Genomic DNA, 18,977 nt, shown 5'->3' with positions numbered 1-18,977 from the left:
GGGCCGATGCAGCGTTGACCCAGTTGGCCAGTTGTATGGGAATCATGGAGTAGCGATTACTTCCCGTGAATAACGTCCCGGTGTAAACCCCGTATAGCGTGTAAATGCCACGCTGAAGGCGCTCACGGAGCTATAACCGACCCGTTGCGCGATTTCAGCAATGCTGTCGTCTTGAGTACGTAGCAGATTTTTGGCCAGCGCCATTCGCCACGTCAGCAAATACTTCATTGGCGCCATGCCCACTGCTTGTTTGAAGCGTTCGAAGAAGGTGGAGCGCGAGAGGGCGGCTTCTCTGGCTAGCTGCACCACTGTCCATGGCTGGCTCGGAAACTCGTGAATTCGGCGTATCGCCATAGCTAGACGCTCGTCGCCGAGTCCGCGCAGCAGGCCGGCCGGTGCGGCTTCGGTCGCGGTGGAACGCAGGGCTTCGATGAACAGCACTTCAAGCAGGTGTGCCAGGATGACATCTCGCGCTGGGCGCTGCCCGCGCGCTTCCTCGGTAACCAGTTCCACCAGCACTGCCAGCCGGCGTTCGCCGCGAACGTGTATCAGCTGGGGCAGCAGCGCTACCAGTAACGCAGCATCCGGCGAGCCGAAGGTGCAGTGACCTACCAGTAATTGAACATCAGCCGCGACGTCGGGTGTGCCGATACGAATGTCACGGGGCCGTACCTCGACGGGCACGGTATCGGTGTCTTCGACTGCCATCGGCTGAAGACTCATCATCGTGAAATCATAGGCGGCCGGGACCAGCACGAAGTCGCCGGTCTTCAAGCTTATCGTCGGATTCCCGGCTACTGAAAACCGACATCCACCTTCAAGAATCGCGCAGTAAAAGGGCTGACCGTACACCGAGCGGCGAATACGCCAGGCTCCGGCACCACTGACGACCTTGGAAAATGAGGCACCCGGTTGCAGCAGGGTGACTACCTCCGCGAGCGGATCGAACATCTCGGACTCCTGCGAAAGATTAGCGGACTGGCGATGATATTAAGTCCGGGTACGACAGCCTATCGTTGTAATCCTGTCAATCATTCAACGGAAACACCCATGAAAACTGTGCTGATTACTGGCTGTTCCTCTGGCTTTGGTCTGGCCTCCGCCCGATATTTTCTCGAGCACAACTGGAAGGTTATCGCGACGATGCGGAGCCCAAACGAAAGGCTCTTTGAAGCATCCGAGCATCTGCGCGTGCTTGCCCTGGACGTCACTGATCCGAGCAGTATCCAACAGGTAATAGAGGCCGCCGGCCCCATCGATGTGCTGGTCAACAATGCCGGTATCGGTTTGCTCGGCGCCCTCGAAGGCATCTCGATGGAAGCGATTCGTAGCATTTTCGAGACCAACACCTTTGGCACCATGGCGATGATCCAGGCGGTGCTACCGCAGTTTCGGCAGCGTAGATCCGGGGTTGTCGTCAACGTCACCTCAAGCGTAACGATAAAGTCGTTACCGCTGCTCAGCATCTACACAGCAAGCAAGGCTGCGGTGAATGCGTTCACCGAGTCTCTTGCGCTTGAGCTTGAGCCGTTTAATGTTCGGATGAGGCTGGTGCTTCCGGGGCGCGCACCCTCGACCGACTTCGGTAAGAATGCACAACCACGGATGCAAGGCAGCATCCCAGAGGCTTACTCCGATCTGGCGCAGCAGGTGTTTGCAGAGTGGTCGCTATCAACCGTAGTCACTGAGGCACAAGACGTCGTTGAAGCGATATGGCGTGCAGCGAATGACCCGGTCTCGCCAATGCGCATTGTTGCTGGCGCTGACGCCGTTGCTCTGGAAAGTGAGCAAAGCACCTCTGCATAAATGGGTGATTGATGAAACTCGTTATTGAACTTGTATCCGTTGCCCATCGACTCTAGGAGCGATTGCCCGCGAAGGCGCCCGAGTACCTATATGGGAGTGCGTCGTCGTTTTGTGGGCGCATCGTCGTTCGATCAGTACCTCTCAAAATGTTGAAAGTCGGCGGCTTTCCGTGAGGGATCTGACCACAATGATTTCGTAAGGCCCCAGCTGTTCCAAAGTGATCACCATGGGGTGTATCGGCAAGTGGAACAGATTAACGTCGTGGTTGTCTTCAAGTGTGCCCCCCTGGCAACGGACTGTGGTTACATGGGTTACATGGGTTACATGGGGACGGTCCGCAACGTTGGAGTAGGTTTTCCATAGGAGGTTTCGCGTGTCCTGGAAGTCAAATCTTGTAGTGCTCACCCTGTCTGCCGTTGCCTTTTCGGCGCAGGCCCAATCCGATCGTCAAGTGGTCGAGGACATGGTTACTCGCTCGGCCAATGTTTGCCCGGGCCACAGCACCGAGCGCACCACGCCCACGGTGAAGGCGGTGCCTGTCGGCGCGTTGCGGGTTATGCTTGATCGCGGCCTAGTCATGTGTCCCGACCGGCGCCTCGATGTCGACGCGCCGGCTGTGTTCTACGGTAGAGTTGGCGTATTCGAATGGAACCCCGAAGTGCCTGCAAGCTCGGAGGTGATCGCCAAGCAGATCGACGCCATGACCCGCAAGGACGAGTACCCCTCGGACACCTTGGTTTGGGATGCCAAGGGTACGCCACTCGAGCAGCGCACTGTGCCGGCTTTCGAACCCAAGCCAGGGGCTGCTGTGCTGTACCAGGTACGGTAAGTGGTGGTCGGCAATAAGTTCGTCCAGCGATACTGGAAACAGAGGGCTCTGGAAGCGATTTTCACCTTGGATATAGCGCATAAGAAAAATGCTCGTATCTTGCGGTACGGGCATTTTCTTCAACCGGTAGGTTTTCACACAGCCTGCAGATGATTGGCTTTTTGTGTCATCAAGGCGCCGAGGTCGGACAAGCTTCGTTCGTGGATCGGTATTACTCGGTTTTCGCCGCCATCAAAGCGTTCAATTCGCCGTATGTATAGGCTTTCAAGGTTTGGGTGTCGAGTTGGCCGTTGTCCAAGAAACTGCGGACCAATGCTCCCATGGCACCGTGCAGGAACTCGGCGATGCTGGAACCCGCACTGAGTCGTCTAACGCCCAGACGCTTCAATTCTTCAGGGGAGGGCAGTCCGTCCCGGGACAGCAGGTTGACTGGCAGTTTGGTCTCCTGGCAGAGGGTGGCAATTTCGTTTGAATCGACCACACCAGCGGCAAACAGGCCGTCCGCGCCGGCGCTGGCATACAGTGCAGTTCGCTTCAGGAGTTCCTCCAGGCGTTGTTCGGCGGGGAACAGGTTTTTCAGGTAGACGTCGGTCCGTACGTTGATGAACAGCTTGACGCCCGCCTGGTTCGCCACCTTTCTCGCGACGTCGAGCTTGCGGACAAGCAGCTCTGGAGAGCCCAGGCCGTCTTCGATGTTGATCCCGACCGCCCCAGCGGCGATGACGGCGTCAATCACCTGACTGACCCGCTCCAGGTCATCCGAGTAGCCACCTTCGATATCCACCGTGAGCGGTACGTTGAGCACTCGTACCATCGATTTGACGGTGGTGCTCAGCAGGTCGAGAGGCAGCTTGTTGCCATCCTGATAACCATGGGACCAGGCCATGGCCGCGCTGCTGGTCGCTACAGCCTTGCCGCCCAAGCGTTCGACGATACGCGCACCGCCCGCATCGGCCACATTGGCCAAGACCAGCAGTCCGTTTTGATGCAGATTGTGAAAAGCGTTATCCAGTGTGGTCATGACAATCCAATTCCTTTGAAAGTTATGCTTTTTATGGCGAGGGGCGACGTGTTAGGGGCCGGTTGTGCAATGTACGTTGCTCGATAAGCTCAATTCCACGCATTCCGCCGGGCAGTTCCGAGTTTCATCATCACCCTAGCCACCCATTATTGCGCCGAGCGCAGCGCCATGAAGTGCTGCGGCTGCTGACTTTTTAATGGGCTCTAAGCAGTCGGCTCTGTCGCGCCGCTTGCCCCAGGTCCTTGGTCGAGCTTCGCGCCGGATAACGGCAACCCTGGCTGCAGGCGCCGCAAGGGGCCGAAGGCCAACCCCAGGCTGGCCAGCAGCACATACAACAGGCCAGCCGCGGCAAACAGCAGGCTCAGGCCGCCCACCTTGCCCGTTCCCAACAGCGGCGCCAGCCTGGCTTGCCACTCTCCGGCTGTGCTCATCAATGTGATCGCCCAGCCGTCGGCCAATGCGCCGGCGCCCAGGGCGCCAATGGGCATTGCCAGCAGGCAAACCATCTGCCGGGCCGACAAGACCCGGCCGAGGGCGTCGGCGGGCAGGCTGCGTTGCCAGAAACTTTGGTCGCTGCTGGTGCTCAGGGAAAAACAGCCGAACGCGACGAACGCGGCCACATACAGCACCACCGGCGAAGCGCTGGCGCCGATGGTCAGGACGGCGGCACCGAGCAGCAGGTCGGCCAGCAATACAGTGCGGATCAGCCGCACCGGCGGCCGAGCCACCACCCACAGCGAGCCACCGAGCATGCCCAGGCCGCCGCAGGTCATCAATGTGCCCAGCACCAGCACCGAGTGGCGTTCCAGCACCAGTGGTGACAACAGCGCCGAGGCGAGGCCGAGCATCAAGTGCTCCAGCCCGAGGTAGGCCAGCAACGCCCACAACGCCGGACGCCCACGCAGCACTGTCAGGACCACTGACGATCCGCCCTTGACGTCGATGCGGCCCTGGCCGGTGCCGCGCACGGCGCTGACGAACAGGCCGATCCAGACAAGGACGGTGGCGCAAAACAGCACGGCGCCAAGGTCCAGCAACAGCACCCCCGCGACCCCGACGCTACCCAGCAGCAGCGCCGCCAGGGTAGGGGCGATCAGCTGTGGCAAGCCCACCATCATTTGCATCAGGCCATTGGCCCGGCCGATCGCCTGGGGGCTGCGCAGAAGTCGCGGGATGGCCGCCTGACACACCAGCATGCTTACCACCAGGGTGCTGGAGTTCACTGCGGCGAAGGCGTACACCTGCCAGTGGTCCAGGGCGTTGGATTCGAACAGCCACCAGAGCGCCAGCGCCGCCGCGCCGCTACAAGCTTCCACGCCCAACAGTAATGCACGCGCTTCACAGCGGTCCACCAGCCACCCGGCCAGCGGCGCCAGCACCAGTCCGGGCAAGGCTGACAGGGCGATGACCCAGGCGTAGTCGGTGACGCTGCCGTGTTGCTGCAGCAACCAGATCCCCAGGCTGAACGCCGCCAGGGCCGAGCCCAGGGTGGACGCGACCTGGGCGCCCCAGGCCCACAGCCAGGGGCGTAGCGAAGGTTCAATCGTCATGGTTCGGCAGCGCCTCGATCGCGGGCCAATGGTGCCGCAGCAAACCGGCGAGGGCCGGCGCCGCGCGGGACTTGAGAATCGACAAATGATTGCAATCCTCGAGCACTTGCCGCCTGCAGTTGGGGACGAATGCCTCCCAGCGTCGCGCCGGGTCGTCCGGTTCGGCGCTGTGCTGGCCAGCCTCGACCAGCACCACGGGCCCGGGGTAGGGCGGTGTTGGCTGGTACTGCGTCGCCAGGTTGGCCTGGAACACCCGCAGCGGCCCGCGCAACGCATCGGCCCGGGCCTGCGCCGGCATCAGCCCGACCGCTTGCATGCTCGCCAGCAGTTGAGCGCATTGCTCGTCGACTTCGAGGCTGGCGAGGCGGTCGATGTCCAGGCCCAGGTCGCGCCCGGCATCCATCTCCAGCAAGCCGACGTAACGGGCCAGGGCGTGGCGCGCGTCGCTGGCCAGACGCGGGCCGGGCGCGCGGCTGTCGAGCAGCAACACCGGCGCCACCAACGCGCCCTCGGCCAGCAGCTGACGGGCCACTTCGAACGCCAGCCAGCCGCCGAACGAATGGCCGAGCAGGTAATACGGGCCATCCGGCTGCTGTCTGCGGATCTCCTTCACATAGGCGCTGGCGGCCGCCTGCACCGTCCCGTGGGGCTCGCAGCGCCCGTCGGAGCCGCGGGCCTGCAGGCCGACCACGTTCAAGCGCACATCCAGCTGCTGGATCAGCGGCACGAAGCTGGCGACGTTGGCCCCGGCACCGGGGATCATGAACAGGCAAGGCGCCTGCGCCGCGCCGGTCTGCAAGACAAAGCCGCTACGGCCGCCGCGCGGTTCGTCGACATCCCGTTCGGCCTGGCTCAAGGCCTGCTCCAGCGCTTGGGCCAGGTGTCGCAGCGGCTCGGGGTCACGCATGATCGACCAGTGATCCCCCTCGATGCGTTGCTCCACCAGATCGTTGCCCAGCAGATCCTGCCAGTCGGCCCCAATCCCGTTCGGGCTGGACAACCCCGACACAGGCGAAGTGGCGCTGAACAAGTGCACCGGCAGGCCCAGGGGCGCCGGCCGATAGCGGACCATGGCGTTGCGCAGGGTCAGGTTGAGGCGGGCGCGACGGTCCAGTGCCTGGCGGTCAAAGCCGCCGGGCAGCCAGCCGCGTTCCTGGGCCGTGGTGATCAGCGCATCGAGGTCGAGGCCAGCGTGCCAGGCGTCGCCCGGTTCCTGGTCGGCCCCATTGCGCCACTGCTGCATCAGATAAGCGAGCAGTTGCTGGCGCAGTGCGTCATCGTCTAAGTCCAGGGTCACCGGCGCGGCGCGCAGTGCGCCCGGCTGGCTGCTGTCGATCAGGCCAACGAACGCCACCGGACAATCCTCGCCTCGCAGTTGGCGGGCCATTTCATAGGCCAGCAGGCCGCCCGCCGACCAGCCGGCGAGCCGGTATGGGCCCTCGGGTTGGACCTTGCGCAGCAGCGCGATGTAGCGGCTGGCGAGGGCCTCGTTGCAGATGCCTTGCTCCAGTTCGGCGGCGGCTTGCACCGCGTATATCCCCAGTGCCGGGTCCAGGTAGCGGGCGAGGCGAGCGTAGGGCAGCGCCTCGCCGGTGCCTTCGTGGATGAAGAACAGCGGGGCCCGTTGGCCCGTGCCGGCGCGGATACACAGTAGGGCCTGCTGGTCGACGTCCTGGGCATCCAGGGGCAGCACTTCACGAGCCAGTGCCGCCAGGTCCGCAGCGTTGAACAAGTCGCCCACGGACACGCCCAGGCCTTGTTCGCGCAGGGCGTCGAGCATTTGCACCAGCAGCAGCGAATGCCCGCCGAGGGCAAAGAAATTGTCCTCGCGACCCACCTGCTCGACCCCCAGCAACCGTGCCCAGAGTTGTGCCAGCAAGCTTTCCGTGGCGCCTTGGGGCGCAGCGTAGGGGCGCTGTTGCAGGGCTTGCCGGTCAGGCGCCGGCAAGGCGCCGCGGTCGAGCTTGCCGTTGGCGGTCAACGGCCATCGTTCCAGTTGCACATAGGCGCCGGGCACCATGTGTGCTGGCAACTGTTCGGCCAGTGCCAACCGTAGCGACGCTGGCTCCAGCTGGCGGCCCGGTTCGGCGAGCAGATAGGCGACCAGCCGCGGATCACCGGGTTCGTCCTGGCGTGCCAGGACCAGTGCCGAACGCACGTCGTCCAGCGCCGTGAGGCGTGCTTCGATTTCCCCCAACTCGATGCGGAAGCCGCGCACCTTGACCTGCTGGTCGTTGCGTCCCAGGTAGTACAGGGTGCCGTCGCTGCTCCAACGCGCCAGGTCGCCGGTTCTGTAGAGGCGTTCGCCCTCGCCACCGGCAAAACGCGCCGGCAGGAATCGCTCGGCGTCCAGCGCTGGACGGTTGAGATAGCCGCGGGCCAGGCCCGGCCCGGCGACATGCAGTTCGCCCACCACGCCGCGGGGCACCAGTTCGCCCCGCTCATCGAGCAGATAGACCCGCAGGTCGGGGATCGGCCGGCCGATGGGGGCTAGCCCGGCGTGGCAGTGGGCGGCATCGATGGGCTGGTAGGTCACATGCACCGTAGTCTCGGTGATGCCGTACATGTTCACCAACTGCGTGCCCTGGCTGTCCGGACGTTCGAACCAAGGCCGTAGCGCCGCGCCATCGAGGGCCTCGCCGCCGAAGATGATGCAGCGCAGGCGATGGGGTTCGGCGCGGGTCTGCTTCATCCAGGCGTAGAAGGCGCTTGGCGTCTGGTTGAGTACGGTGACGCCGGTCTCCACCAGCAGCCGGTAGAAGTCTTCGGGGCTGCGCGAGGTCAGGTAAGGCACCACCACCAGCCGGCCGCCATGCAGCAGCGCGCCCCAGAGCTCCCAGACCGAGAAGTCGAAGGCGTAGGAGTGAAACAGCGTCCAGACGTCTCGCTCATCGAAGCCGAACCAGGCATCGGTGGCGCTGAACAGCCGCAACACCGAGCGGTGCTCGACCATCACGCCCTTAGGCATGCCGGTCGAGCCGGAGGTATAGATGATGTAGGCCAGGTCGCGGTCGCTGGCGTGCGGATCGGCTGCCGGATCGGTGCAGGGCAGGTCGCGCCAGCCGCCGCGATCCGGGTCCAGGGAAAGGACTTCGCAACCGGCCGGCAGGTGCAGTTCAACCGGCAGATCAGCCAGGGTCAACAGCACCCGCGGCTGGCTGTCGTCCAGCATGAAGTTCAGGCGCTGGGCCGGGTAGACCGGGTCCAGCGGCACATAAGCGCCGCCGGCCTTGAGGGTCGCGAGAATGGCCATGGGCATGTCGAGGCTGCGTTCGACATGGATTGCCACGCGGCTGTCCGCGCCGACCCCCAGCCCACGCAAGCGATGGGCCAGGCGATTGGCGCGCTCGTTGAGCGCTCGATAATTGAGCCGTTGTTCACCGTACTCCACCGCAACGGCATCCGGGCGACGAGCCGCCTGGGCCTCGAAACGTTGGTGCAGACGCTCCCCAGTGGTCGCTGGGAGCGCCACGGCGGGGTTGAAACCATGGAGCAGTTGCTCGCGTTCGGTTTGGCTGAGCAGGTCGATGTCGGCCACCGATTGACGGTCGTCCGCGACCATCGCCCGTAGCACCGAGAGCAGCGCCTGCCAGTGGCGAGCCACGGTATCGGCGTCAAACAACGCGGTGGCGTAGTTGAAGCCGCCTTCGATCACGCCGTCCACCTCGTGCACATCCAGCGCCAGATCGAACTTGGCCGTGGTCACCGGCGCACCGACGCTTTCCAGATGCAAGCCATTGCCCAGGTCCAGTTCGCCCGTCGGAGCGTTCTGCCAGGCCAGCATCAGTTGGAACACGGCATTGTAGGCTTGGGAACGTGGCGGATTGAGCGCCTCGATGACCTGTTCGAACGGCAGGTCCTGGTGTTCCTGGGCGGCCAGCGCCAGGTCCTTGACCCGGGCCAGGAGGGTGTCCACCGCCGGGGCGTCGTCCACTTCGATGCACAGCGCCTGGAAGTTCACGAAGAAACCGATCAGCGGCTCCAGTTCGACCCGGTTGCGGTTGGCCACCGGCGAGCCGATGACCACCCGGTCCTGGCCCGAGAACCGGCTGACCACCACCGCCCAGGCCGTCAGCACGGTCATGTACAGCGTGGTGCCGTGGCGCTGGCCGAGGGCCTTGAGGCCGTGGGTCAGCTCAGCGTCGATGTGCACCGGCAGGCTGGCGCCGGCGTAGTCCAGCCGTGCTGGCCGCGGCCGGTCGGTGGGCAGGGTCACGCAGGTCGGTGCGTCCTGCAAATGGCGGGTCCAGTAGGCGCGCTGGCGTTGCAGTTCGTCGCCTTGCAACCAATCGCGCTGCCAGAGGCTGTAATCACCGTATTGGCGATCCAGGGCCGGCAGTGGATCGACCCGCCCCTGGCTGAACGCTTGATACAGGCGGGAGAACTCGTCGGTGAGGATGCCCATGGACCAGCCGTCCGAGACCAGGTGGTGCAGCGTGACGAGGACGACGTGGTCGTCGTGGTCCAGACGCAGCAGGCTGGCGCGGATCGGCCATTGGCGCGTGAGGTCGAACGGCCGAGCGGCTTCCTCGGCGCAGATCGATTGCCAGTCCGTCGCGCCAGAGGCGCTCAGGTCCAGGGTTGTCAGGGCCAGCGCTCGGGGCAAATCGATCACTTGGCGCGCCTGTCCCCCCACACTGACGAAGCGGGTACGCAGGCTTTCATGCCGCGCCACGATGCGGTCCAGCGACCGGCGCAGCGCTTCGATATCCAAGTGCCCGCGCAAACGCAGGCCCGCAGGCATGTTGAAGGCCGCGGTGGAATCCGGATTGAGCTGCTGGATCAGCCAGAGGTTCTGCTGAGCGAACGACAGCGGCAGTGGCTGACTGCGGTCACTGGCCAGCAGCGGGCCAAGCCGACTGCGTCCGGCGTTGCCCAGGGCGGAGGCGAGCGCGTGCAGGCGCGGCTGGGCGAAGACCGCCGAGAGCGGCATTTCCAGGTCCAGTCGATGGCGCACCTTGGCCAGCAAGCGCAACGCCAGCAACGAGTGCCCACCCAGGGCGAAAAAGTCATCGTCACGACCCACTGCCTCGACCCCGAGCAATTCGCTCCAGATCGCTGCCAGGGTGGTTTCCAGTTCGCCTTGGGGCGCGCTGTATTGACCCTGGGCGAACGCATCGGCGGAGGGGGCCGGCAAGCGCTGACGGTCGACCTTGCCGTTGGCAGTGATCGGCAGTGCCGGCAGTTGCACGAAGGCACTGGGCAGCATGTATTCGGGCAGGCGCTCGCTCAGTTGGCTACGCAGGGTCAGCGGCGAGAGAGTCTCGCTGGCGCTGTAATAGGCCACCAAACGCGCCTGACCGCTGTCGCCCGGCAGAACAACCACCACCGATTCGCGCAGGCCGGGCAACTGATCGAGGCGACTTTCCACTTCGGCCAGTTCGACCCGGTAACCGCGGATCTTGACCTGGGAATCGTTGCGCCCCAGGTACTGCAGGGTACCCTCGGCGGTCCAGCGTGCGAGGTCGCCGGTCTTGTACAGCCGTGCGCCGGGGGGGTGTCGAAAGGGTGCTCGATGAAGCGCTCGGCGGTCAGCTGCGCCCGGTTCAGGTAACCCTGGGCCAGGGCCACGCCAGCGACATGCAGTTCGCCGGCCGCGCCCTGGGGCACCCATTGGCCGGTGCCGTCCAACAGGCACACCTGGGTATTGGCGATCGGCCGGCCGATCACCGGCAAGTCCGGCCAGAGCGCAGGATCACCGGACAGGGTGTGGGTGCAAACCACGTGGGTTTCGGTGGGGCCATAGTGGTTGTGCAGGCGGGCCTGGGGATGAGCCTCGAACAGCGCGCGCAGGGCGCCGTTGATGCGCAGCGCCTCGCCGGCGACGATCACGTCCCGCAGCATCGGCAACGCCAGTGGCGCCTCGGCCCAACTGTCGGCCAGGGTCGCCAGGGCGATGTAGGGCAGGAACAGCCGCTCGATCCGCGTCTGCGCCAGCCATTGTGGCAGGCCGGCGAGGTCCAGGCGCTGGGTCTCGTCCAGCAGCACCAGGGTGCCCCCGCTGCCCAAGGTGGAGAAGATCTCTTGGAACGCCACGTCGAAGCCCAGCGCGGCGAATTGCAGGGTCCGCGCCGGACCGGGCAGCGCCTGGGCGGCCTGCCAGGCCAACAGGTTGCCCAAGGCCAGGTGACCCATGGCGACGCCCTTGGGCGTTCCGGTGGAGCCGGAGGTGTACATGACGTAGGCCAGGTCATCCGGCCGCGGCGGCGCCAGTTCCGGCAGGACGGACGCCGGACCCACGGTGGCCGCCAGGCGAACCGACAGCGCGGGGCAGCGCTCGCCGAGCCTTAGGGCTTCGAGGCGCTGGGCATCCCAGAGCAGCAGGCAGGGTTGGCAATCGTCGACGATAGCCTGCCGGCGGGCGATGGGCTGGCTGGGATCCAGGGGCACGTAGGCCGCGCCGGTCTTGAGCGTGGCCAACAGGGCCAAAATCATTTCCAGGCTGCGGGGCAGGTGGATGGCGATCCGTTGGCCCGGGCCTGCGCCCAGTTCCAACAACTGCGCGGCGAGCTGGTTGGCCTGGCGATCGAGTTCGCCATAGCTCAAACCGCGTCCATGCAGCTCCACGGCAAGGGCCTCGGGTTGCTGCCGTGCTTGGCGTTCGAACGGCCGATGGACCCAGCCTGCTTCTGAGAACGGCGTCGGGAGCGGATTGAGCTGGTGCCACAGGCGCTCGCGCTCCCGGTCGTCCACCAGCGACAGCCGCGCCACCGGCTGGCGGTCGTCCAGGCAGAGTTGGCGCAGCACATTGGTCAGGTAGTCCCAATGCCGTTGCACACTGACGGGATCGAATAACGCGGTGGCGTAGTTCAGTCCTCCGATGATGCGTCCATCGGCCTCGTACAGCTCCAGGGACAGATCGAACGGCGCGGTGATCTGCTCGCCGACGACACTGGTCAGGCTCAGGCCATCAAGGTCCAAGGATCCGCGCGGCGCGTTCTGCCAAGCGAACATGAGTTGGAACACTGGGCTGTGGGCCAAGGTGCGCGGCGGATTGAGCGCTTCCACCACGTGCTCGAACGGCACGTCCTGGTGCGCCTGGGCCCCCAAGGCGTGCTCGCGAACCTGGGCCAGCAATTGGCCAACGTCCGGTTCCCCGCGCAGGTCGACGCACAGCGCCTGGGTGTTGACGAAAAAGCCGATCAGAGGCTCGACTTCAGCGCGGGTGCGGTTGGCCACGGGGGTCCCGATCACCACCTGCTCCTGGCCGGCCAGGCGCCCGACCACCACGGCCCAGGCGGCCAACAGGGTCATGTACAGCGAGGTGCCGTGGCGCCGGCCCAGTTCCTTGAGCGCGGCGCTGGTGGATTCATCGAGGGCGACCGCCAGGCGCGCGCCACTGAAATCCTGGCGCGGCGGCCGCGGCCGGTCGCTGGGCAGGTCGATGCGTGCTGGTGCGTCGCGCAGGTGCGCGAGCCAGTAGGCCAGCTGTTCGGCACCGCGCTCGCCGGCCAGCCACTGGCGTTGCCAGGCGGCATAGTCGGCGTACTGGATCGCCAGGGCCGGCAGCGGGTCCGGGGTGCCCCGGCGAAAGGCCTTGTAGAGGGCCGACAGTTCGTCCACCAGCACACCGATGGACCAGCCGTCGGCGATGATGTGGTGCAACGTCAGGTGCAGTACATGACGCTGGTCCTGCAGTCGCACCAGTAGAGCCCGCAGCAAGGGCCCTTCGCTCAGGTTGAACGGCTGCGCCGCTTCGCTGGCCAGGGCCGCCCGCAAGCCGGCGTCGTCGTTGGCTTCCAGGGTCAGGCGCGAGGATCCCCAGCGCGGCTCTGGCTCGATGACCTGCCGGACTTCACCGTCCTGTTCAACGAACCGGGTGCGCAGCACCGCATGGCGCTCGACGATCCGGGTCAGGGCCTGGTCCAAGGCGGCTTCGTCGAGTTCGCCATCCAGGGCCAGGGCGCCGCTGATGTGGTAGGCGGCGCTCGCCTGGGCGTCCAGGCGGCTGATGAACCACAGCCGCTGTTGGGCGAACGACAGCGGCCGTTCGGCAGTGTCCGGCAATACCGCGATCGCCGTCAGGGCAGAGCGCGCCGCGCCCGCCATCAGCGGGGCCAGGGCTGCAACGGTCGGGTTCGCGTACAGGGTCGCCAGGGGCAATTCCAGGCCCAGGCGCTGGCGCACCCGCGAGACCCATTGCACCGCCAACAGTGAATGGCCGCCCAATTCGAAGAAATTGTCGTGCCGGCCGACCCGGGCGACCCCCAGCAGGTCGCGCCAGATAGCGGCCATGAGGGTTTCCTGCTCACTCCGCGGAGCTTCGTAGGCCTGGCTGCTCCAGGCCTCCTCGCCGGGGAGTGGCAGGGCGCCGCGGTCGAGTTTGCCGTTGGGTGTCAGCGGCAGGGCGTCCAGCGGCATGATGACCGCCGGCACCATATAGCCTGGCAGCCGGTTCGCCAGGGCATCGCGCAGGGCCGCCGGCGCCAACGGTCCGTGGCCAGGACTGGCCACGGCGTAAGCCACCAGCGCCGGCTCGCGGCCATTGCGCGGGACCGCCAGGACTACCGCCATGGCCACTTGCGGCAGCGCCAACAGGGCGCTTTCGATCTCCCCCAGTTCGATGCGGAAGCCGCGGATTTTGACCTGGAAGTCATTACGCCCCAGGTAGTGGAGCTGGCCGTGGACGTCCCAGAAGCCCAGGTCGCCGGTGCGGTACAGCCGCGCCCCGGGCTGGTCGCTGAAGGGGTCGGCGAGGAAGCGTTCACGGGTCAGGTCGGGCCGCCGGTGGTAGCCGCGTCCAACGCCAGCACCGCCGATGTACAGCTCGCCCGGTACGCCCACGGGCAACCGCTGCATGGCGTCATCGAGGACGTGCACCTGGGTGTTGTCGATGGGCTGGCCGATGTGCGGAACGAAGCCGACTTCGCGGTCCATCGCAGCCCAGGTCGAATAGACCGTGGTCTCGGTCGGGCCATAGAGGTTGTTGACCTGACGCACGCGGCTCTGCTCGAACAGACGCTGCACCAGGGTCCGGGGCAGCGCCTCGCCAGCCAGGTTGACGTGCTCCAACGAGTTCGCCAGGGCTTCTGCGCGCAACAGCGCATCGAGGGCCGAGGGCACCGTATTGAGCAGGCTCAGCTCCGGACGCTGGTCGAGCAGGGCGAGGGCATCGTCCACCAGCTCCAGGGTGCCGCCGCAGGACAGCGGCGCGAAGCATTCGAATACCGACAGATCGAAGTTGATCGAGGTGCTGAACAGGCTCTGGCTCAGCACTTGCGGGGTGAAACTGCCCAGGGCCCAGTCGAGGAAATTGCGCGCGTTGCGGTGTTCGATCATCACCCCCTTGGGTTGTCCGGTGGAGCCGGAGGTGTAGATCATGTAGGCCAGATGCTGGCCTTCCAGCCCTAGGGCCAGCGGCGCGTCGCTGGTCGCGGTTTCGCTGCCGCGCAGCACTTCATCGACGTTCACGCGGTGGCAATCGTCGGCCAGCGCCAGCTCCAACGGCGCGTCGGCCAGGGTCAGCAGCGCCAGCGGGGCGCTGTCGTCGAGCATGTAGGCCAGGCGCTGCGCCGGATAGGCCGGGTCCAGCGGCACGTAGGCACCGCCGGCCTTGAGCACGGCGAGCAGGGCGACGATCAGTTCCGGAGTGCGGCGCAGATGGATGCCGACCCGCACCTCAGGTCCGACGCCCAGCGCTTGCAGGCGCCGCGCCAGGTGATTGGCTTGGCGGTCGAGCTCGGCGTAGCTGAGCCGGCGGCCCTTGCAGTGCACTGCCAAGGCCTGCGGGGTCTGCCGGGCCTGGGTCTCGAAGCGCTCGTGGAGCAGGGCACGTTGGGGCTGGGGACGCGCAGTGGCGTTGAACCGGGCCAGTTGCGCGAGTTCCGCTGGCGGCAGCACATCCAGGGTCCGGGCCAGACGTTGCGGGCTACTGTCCAGGGCTTGCACCAGGCTGGCGAGGGCTTGTTCCAGAAACCCCCGCGCCCGCTGCGCACCCACCGAACCGGCAATCTGTGCGGTGATGCCAAAGCCCTGGCCGAGATCGTCCACCGAGAAGGTGAAGGGGTAGTTCGTGCGCTCGGCGGTGCTCAGCACCTGCATGCCAGCGACGCTCTGGTGGGGCGTGTCCTCCAGGCTGTAGCGATAATTCAGCAACGCGCAAAACAGCGGCGTTCCCGCCGGCACGCCACTGCAGCGCTGGGCCAGCGTCAGCGGCGCGTGCTCATGCTCAAGCAGGCCCAGCAGCGCCTGATGGGTTTGCTGCAGGCTGTCGATTACCGAGGTCTGCGCGAAGCCGATGCGCAACGGCAGGGTGTTGATGAACACCCCCAAGGCTTGGTCCGCCCCCTCGATCCCCTGCAGACGACCCAGCAACACGGTGCCGAACACCACGTCGGCGCGGCCCGTGGCCTTGCCCAATACCAACGCCATGGCCAGGTGGAACAGGCTGGCGACGCTCACCTGGTGGCGGCGTGCCGTTTGCCGCAGGGCCAGCGCCAGCGTCGGGTCGAGGACGCCCCGGGCTTCGTCCAGGGCTCCGGTGTTCTGCACGTCCAGCAGGCCGAACGGCGCGGTGGGTTCGCTGACGTCCGCCAGCATGGCTTCGAAAAACCGTTGTTGGCGGGCGCTGTCCTGGCCGTGCCGGGCGTGGGCAACAAAGGCCCGGAACGGCACCGGCTCGCGCAGTTGCGCGGCGCGACCCTGCTGGATCAGCACGATTTCCTCGACCATCCGCTCCAAGGTGGTGTGGTCCAGCACCAGGTGATGGTGCAGCACTTGCAGCAGCCAGCGTTGCCCGGCGGCGTCGAAGGCCTTGACCACCCGCAGCAGGGGGGCTTGGCGGATATCCAGGCGGCGCTGCCGTGGATGGGTGTGCGCCTGCAACTGGGCGAGGGCGTCGGCCTCGGTGATAGGCAGCACCTCGATGGGCAGCGGCGCGTCACGCCAGACTACCTGCACCGGCTGTTCCAGACCTTCCCAGGCCAGGGCGGTACGCAGGATGTCGTGGCGGGCGATGACCTGTTGCAGCGCCTGGCAAAAACCGTCCAAGCCGGCTTCGTCGTCGAAGGCCAGGGTGGTGTGCAACAAGTAGGTGTCGCCTTCTTCCTGCAGCAGGTAGTGGAAGAACAAGCCTTCTTGCAAAGGCGCCAGGGGGTAGATGTCCTGCACGTTGGCGGCGCCACCCTCGACCTGGGCTACGATTGCGTCGATCTGCGCCTGGGTCAGCTCCACCAAGGGCAGCAGCTCAGGGACGATACGGCTGCAGCCGGGAGGTATCGTCGCCTGCAGCGATGCAAGCTTAAGACTCGGGACCGCCGAGGGCTGTGCCAGGCAGTCGGCCAGCGCGGCGACACTGGGGGCGCTGAACAGCGTGCGCACATCCAGCGGCCAGCCCTGTACCCGCAGCTGTTCCACCAGTTGCACCGCCAGCAACGAATGCCCGCCGAGGGCGAAGAAGTTGTCCTGCCGACCGACCCGCGGCACCCCGAGAACCTCGGCCCACAACTCGGCGAGTCGGGTTTCCACTGGCCCTTGGGGTGCTTCGTAGCAGTGCAGGGCGAAATGCTGTTCGTTGGGCTCGGGCAGGGCGTGGCGGTCGAGCTTGCCGTTGGCGGTCAGCGCGAAACCTTCCACCTGGACGAAAGCCGCCGGCAGCATGTAGTCCGGCAGCACTGCCGCCAGGCGGGCGCGCAGGGCGTTGGGCGTTTGCGCCTCGGTGGCGCAGAAGTAGGCCAGCAGGCGCTGCTGGGGATCGGCCAGCACCACCGCCTCGCCGATCCCCGGCAGGGCCTTGAGTTGGGCTTCGATTTCCCCCAACTCGATGCGAAAGCCACGGATCTTCACCTGGAAATCATTGCGGCCCAGGAACAGCAGCACGCCGTCGGCGCGCCAGCGCACCAGGTCGCCGGTGCGGTACAAACGTGCCCCGGGTGCCTGGCTGAAGGGGTTGGCGACGAAGCGTTCTACGCTCAGTTGCGGTTGGTTCAGGTACCCCAGGGCGAGCCCATCACCACCGACGTAGAGCTCGCCGGCCACCCCAATCGGCACCGGGCGGCGCTGTTCATCCAGCACATAGACCTGGGTGTTGCCCACAGGCCGGCCGATGGGAATGTCACCGGCCAACGCGTCCTCGAGGGTGATGGCGTGAGTGGTGGTGAAGGTGGTGTTTTCCGTCGGCCCGTAGCCGTTGAGCAAGTGCTGGGGCGGCGAATGGCGCAGGACCTTTTCGATGCGCCGCGGATCGAGCACATCGCCGCCGACCATCAGGTAGCGCAGCGCGCCGAAGGCCGGCGCCAGGGCCTCGGCGTACTGATGGAACAGCCCGGCGGTGAGCCAGAGCACGCTGACTTCGTGGTGCAGCAGGTGCTCGTTGAAGCGGGCCGCGTCCAGCAGTGTTTCCCTGGGGCAGACCACCAGGCAGCCGCCGTTGAGCAGCGCGCCCCAGATCTCCAGGGTATTGGCGTCGAAGGCCGGGTTGGCGGCGAGGGCGAAGCGGTCCTGGGCGGTGAACTCGGCGAAGCCGTTGTTGCGCACCAGCCGGGTGATGGCGCGGTGCGGCACCTGCACGCCCTTGGGCGTTCCGGTGGAACCGGAGGTGTACATGATGTAGGCCGGCGCCTCGCTCGACACTGTGACAGGCTGACGCGGCGGGGTGGGTTCGCCCGCGGTCGCAAGGCGATCCCAAGGGCACAAGATCTGGTAACCGCTACCTTGCACCGGCGCGTCCGGGTTGTCACAGAGCAGCCAGGCGCTGGCACAGTCGTCCAGCAACGCGCGTTGACGCTGCGGCGGGGTGGCGGTGTCGATGGGCACGTAGGTCGCGCCGTTTTTCAGGATCGCCAGGACCGCCGTGACCAAGCGCGGGCCGCGCGCAAGACTCAGGGCGACCCGGGTGCCCGGGGTGACGCCGTGCTCGGCCAACCAGTGGGCCAGTTGCTCGGCCTGTTGGTCGAGCTGGCGGTAACTGAGCAAGTGGTCGCCGTCCTGCACCGCGGTGGCGTCGGGCCGGCGCTGGGCCTGGGCCTCGAACAGACGGTGCAGGGGCTCGTCGGCAGGGTAATCGCGGGTGGTTTCATTGAATCCGTGGAGCACCTGCCGACGTTCGTCCGCGCCGAGGATCGACAGCGCCTGGAGCGGCTGCTGGTCGTTCTCGACCATCGCCTGCAAGGTGGCGCATAGCGCCTGCCAGTGACGCTCGACGGTGCCGGGGTCGAACAGCGCCGTGGCGTAGGTCAGCCGACCGCCGATCACGCCGTCGCGCTCATACAGGTTCAGGGTCAGGTCGAACTTGGCGCTGTCCTCATCGGTGGACAGCGGCGTCACTTCCAGGTCGCCCAGCGCCAGGCTCGGCTGCGGAGCATTCTGCCAGGCCAGCATGACCTGGAAGATCGGACTGTGAGCCAACGAACGCGACGGGTTCAAGGCTTCCACCAATTGCTCGAAAGCCAGCTCCTGATGGGCCTGGGCATCCAGCGCAGTGCGTCGCACCTGGGCCAGCAGCTCGCCGACCTGGCTGACCCGGTCGAGGCGCACCCGCAACGCCTGGGTGTTGACGAAGAAGCCGATCAGCGGCTCGACCTCGGCACGGGTGCGATTCGCCAGCACCGAGCCGATGACCAGGTCATCCTGACCCGACAACCGGCCAAGGACCACCGACCACGCGGCCAGCACGGTCATGAACAACGTCGTGCCGTGGCGTTCGTTCAAGTGCTTGAGGGACCGCACCAGCGCGGCGTCGATGCTCAGCTCCAGGCTGGCACCGGTGAAGTCCTGTCGGGCCGGGCGCGGCCGGTCCAGGGCCAGGTTCAACGAAGGGGGCGCGTCGGCCAGC

Annotated in this window: 7 protein-coding genes (1 of these 7 cut by a window edge); 2 read left to right on the top strand and 5 right to left on the bottom strand. The window is 66.0% G+C overall.

Annotated features, from left to right (window positions below; translation table 11 throughout):
- Positions 1-42: 42 nt before the first annotated feature.
- The gene (locus CD58_RS17445; RefSeq protein ID WP_025214285.1) at positions 43-951 is read right to left on the bottom strand and encodes an AraC family transcriptional regulator; all 909 of its coding nucleotides are present in this window, start codon (positions 949-951) and stop codon (positions 43-45) included.
- Positions 952-1,050: 99 nt separating this feature from the next.
- Between CD58_RS17445 and CD58_RS17440 the strand changes: the two genes are divergently transcribed.
- Together CD58_RS17440 and CD58_RS17435 are read left to right on the top strand one after the other, a co-directional pair.
- Positions 1,051-1,806 carry an SDR family oxidoreductase gene (locus tag CD58_RS17440; protein ID WP_025214284.1) on the top strand — a complete coding sequence of 252 codons (756 nt, stop codon included), beginning with the start codon at positions 1,051-1,053 and terminating at the stop codon, positions 1,804-1,806.
- A gap of 373 nt (positions 1,807-2,179) precedes the next feature.
- Positions 2,180-2,635 (top strand): hypothetical protein, encoded by a 456-nt coding sequence (locus tag CD58_RS17435; RefSeq protein ID WP_038436678.1) that lies wholly within the window; start codon positions 2,180-2,182, stop codon positions 2,633-2,635.
- A gap of 211 nt (positions 2,636-2,846) precedes the next feature.
- On the opposite strand, the gene CD58_RS17430 is transcribed toward CD58_RS17435, so the two are convergent.
- The 4 genes from CD58_RS17430 to CD58_RS31470 form a co-directional block, all read right to left on the bottom strand.
- Positions 2,847-3,656, bottom strand: coding sequence for an isocitrate lyase/PEP mutase family protein (locus tag CD58_RS17430; protein WP_025214282.1), 810 nt, complete (start codon positions 3,654-3,656; stop codon positions 2,847-2,849).
- 203 nt (positions 3,657-3,859) lie between these two features.
- Positions 3,860-5,206, bottom strand: coding sequence for an MFS transporter (locus tag CD58_RS17425; RefSeq protein WP_025214281.1), 1,347 nt, complete (start codon positions 5,204-5,206; stop codon positions 3,860-3,862).
- Positions 5,196-10,532 (bottom strand): non-ribosomal peptide synthetase, encoded by a 5,337-nt coding sequence (locus tag CD58_RS29350; RefSeq protein WP_235195327.1) that lies wholly within the window; start codon positions 10,530-10,532, stop codon positions 5,196-5,198. The genes CD58_RS17425 and CD58_RS29350 overlap by 11 nt, the downstream gene beginning before the upstream one ends.
- A protein-coding gene (locus CD58_RS31470; RefSeq protein ID WP_049866965.1) for a non-ribosomal peptide synthetase crosses the window boundary here: on the bottom strand, positions 10,454-18,977 show its 3' portion. 4,031 nt of this gene lie beyond the right edge of the window; 8,524 of the gene's 12,555 nt are visible here — the last part of the coding sequence; its start codon lies beyond the right edge, outside the window — the gene reads right to left on this strand; its stop codon occupies positions 10,454-10,456. The genes CD58_RS29350 and CD58_RS31470 overlap by 79 nt, the downstream gene beginning before the upstream one ends.

It is taken from the genome of Pseudomonas brassicacearum, assembly GCF_000585995.1.
Classification (GTDB): domain Bacteria; phylum Pseudomonadota; class Gammaproteobacteria; order Pseudomonadales; family Pseudomonadaceae; genus Aquipseudomonas; species Aquipseudomonas brassicacearum_A.
This window is presented reverse-complemented; position numbering and strand designations above follow the sequence as displayed.

Bases quoted from the DNA above. Each gene is read 5' to 3' on its own strand.
- CD58_RS17445 (WP_025214285.1), bottom strand. From the start codon at position 951: ATGTTCGATCCGCTCGCGGAGGTAGTCACCCTGCTGCAACCGGGTGCC.
- CD58_RS17440 (WP_025214284.1), top strand. From the start codon at position 1,051: ATGAAAACTGTGCTGATTACTGGCTGTTCCTCTGGCTTTGGTCTGGCC.
- CD58_RS17430 (WP_025214282.1), bottom strand. From the start codon at position 3,656: ATGACCACACTGGATAACGCTTTTCACAATCTGCATCAAAACGGACTG.
- CD58_RS17425 (WP_025214281.1), bottom strand. From the start codon at position 5,206: ATGACGATTGAACCTTCGCTACGCCCCTGGCTGTGGGCCTGGGGCGCC.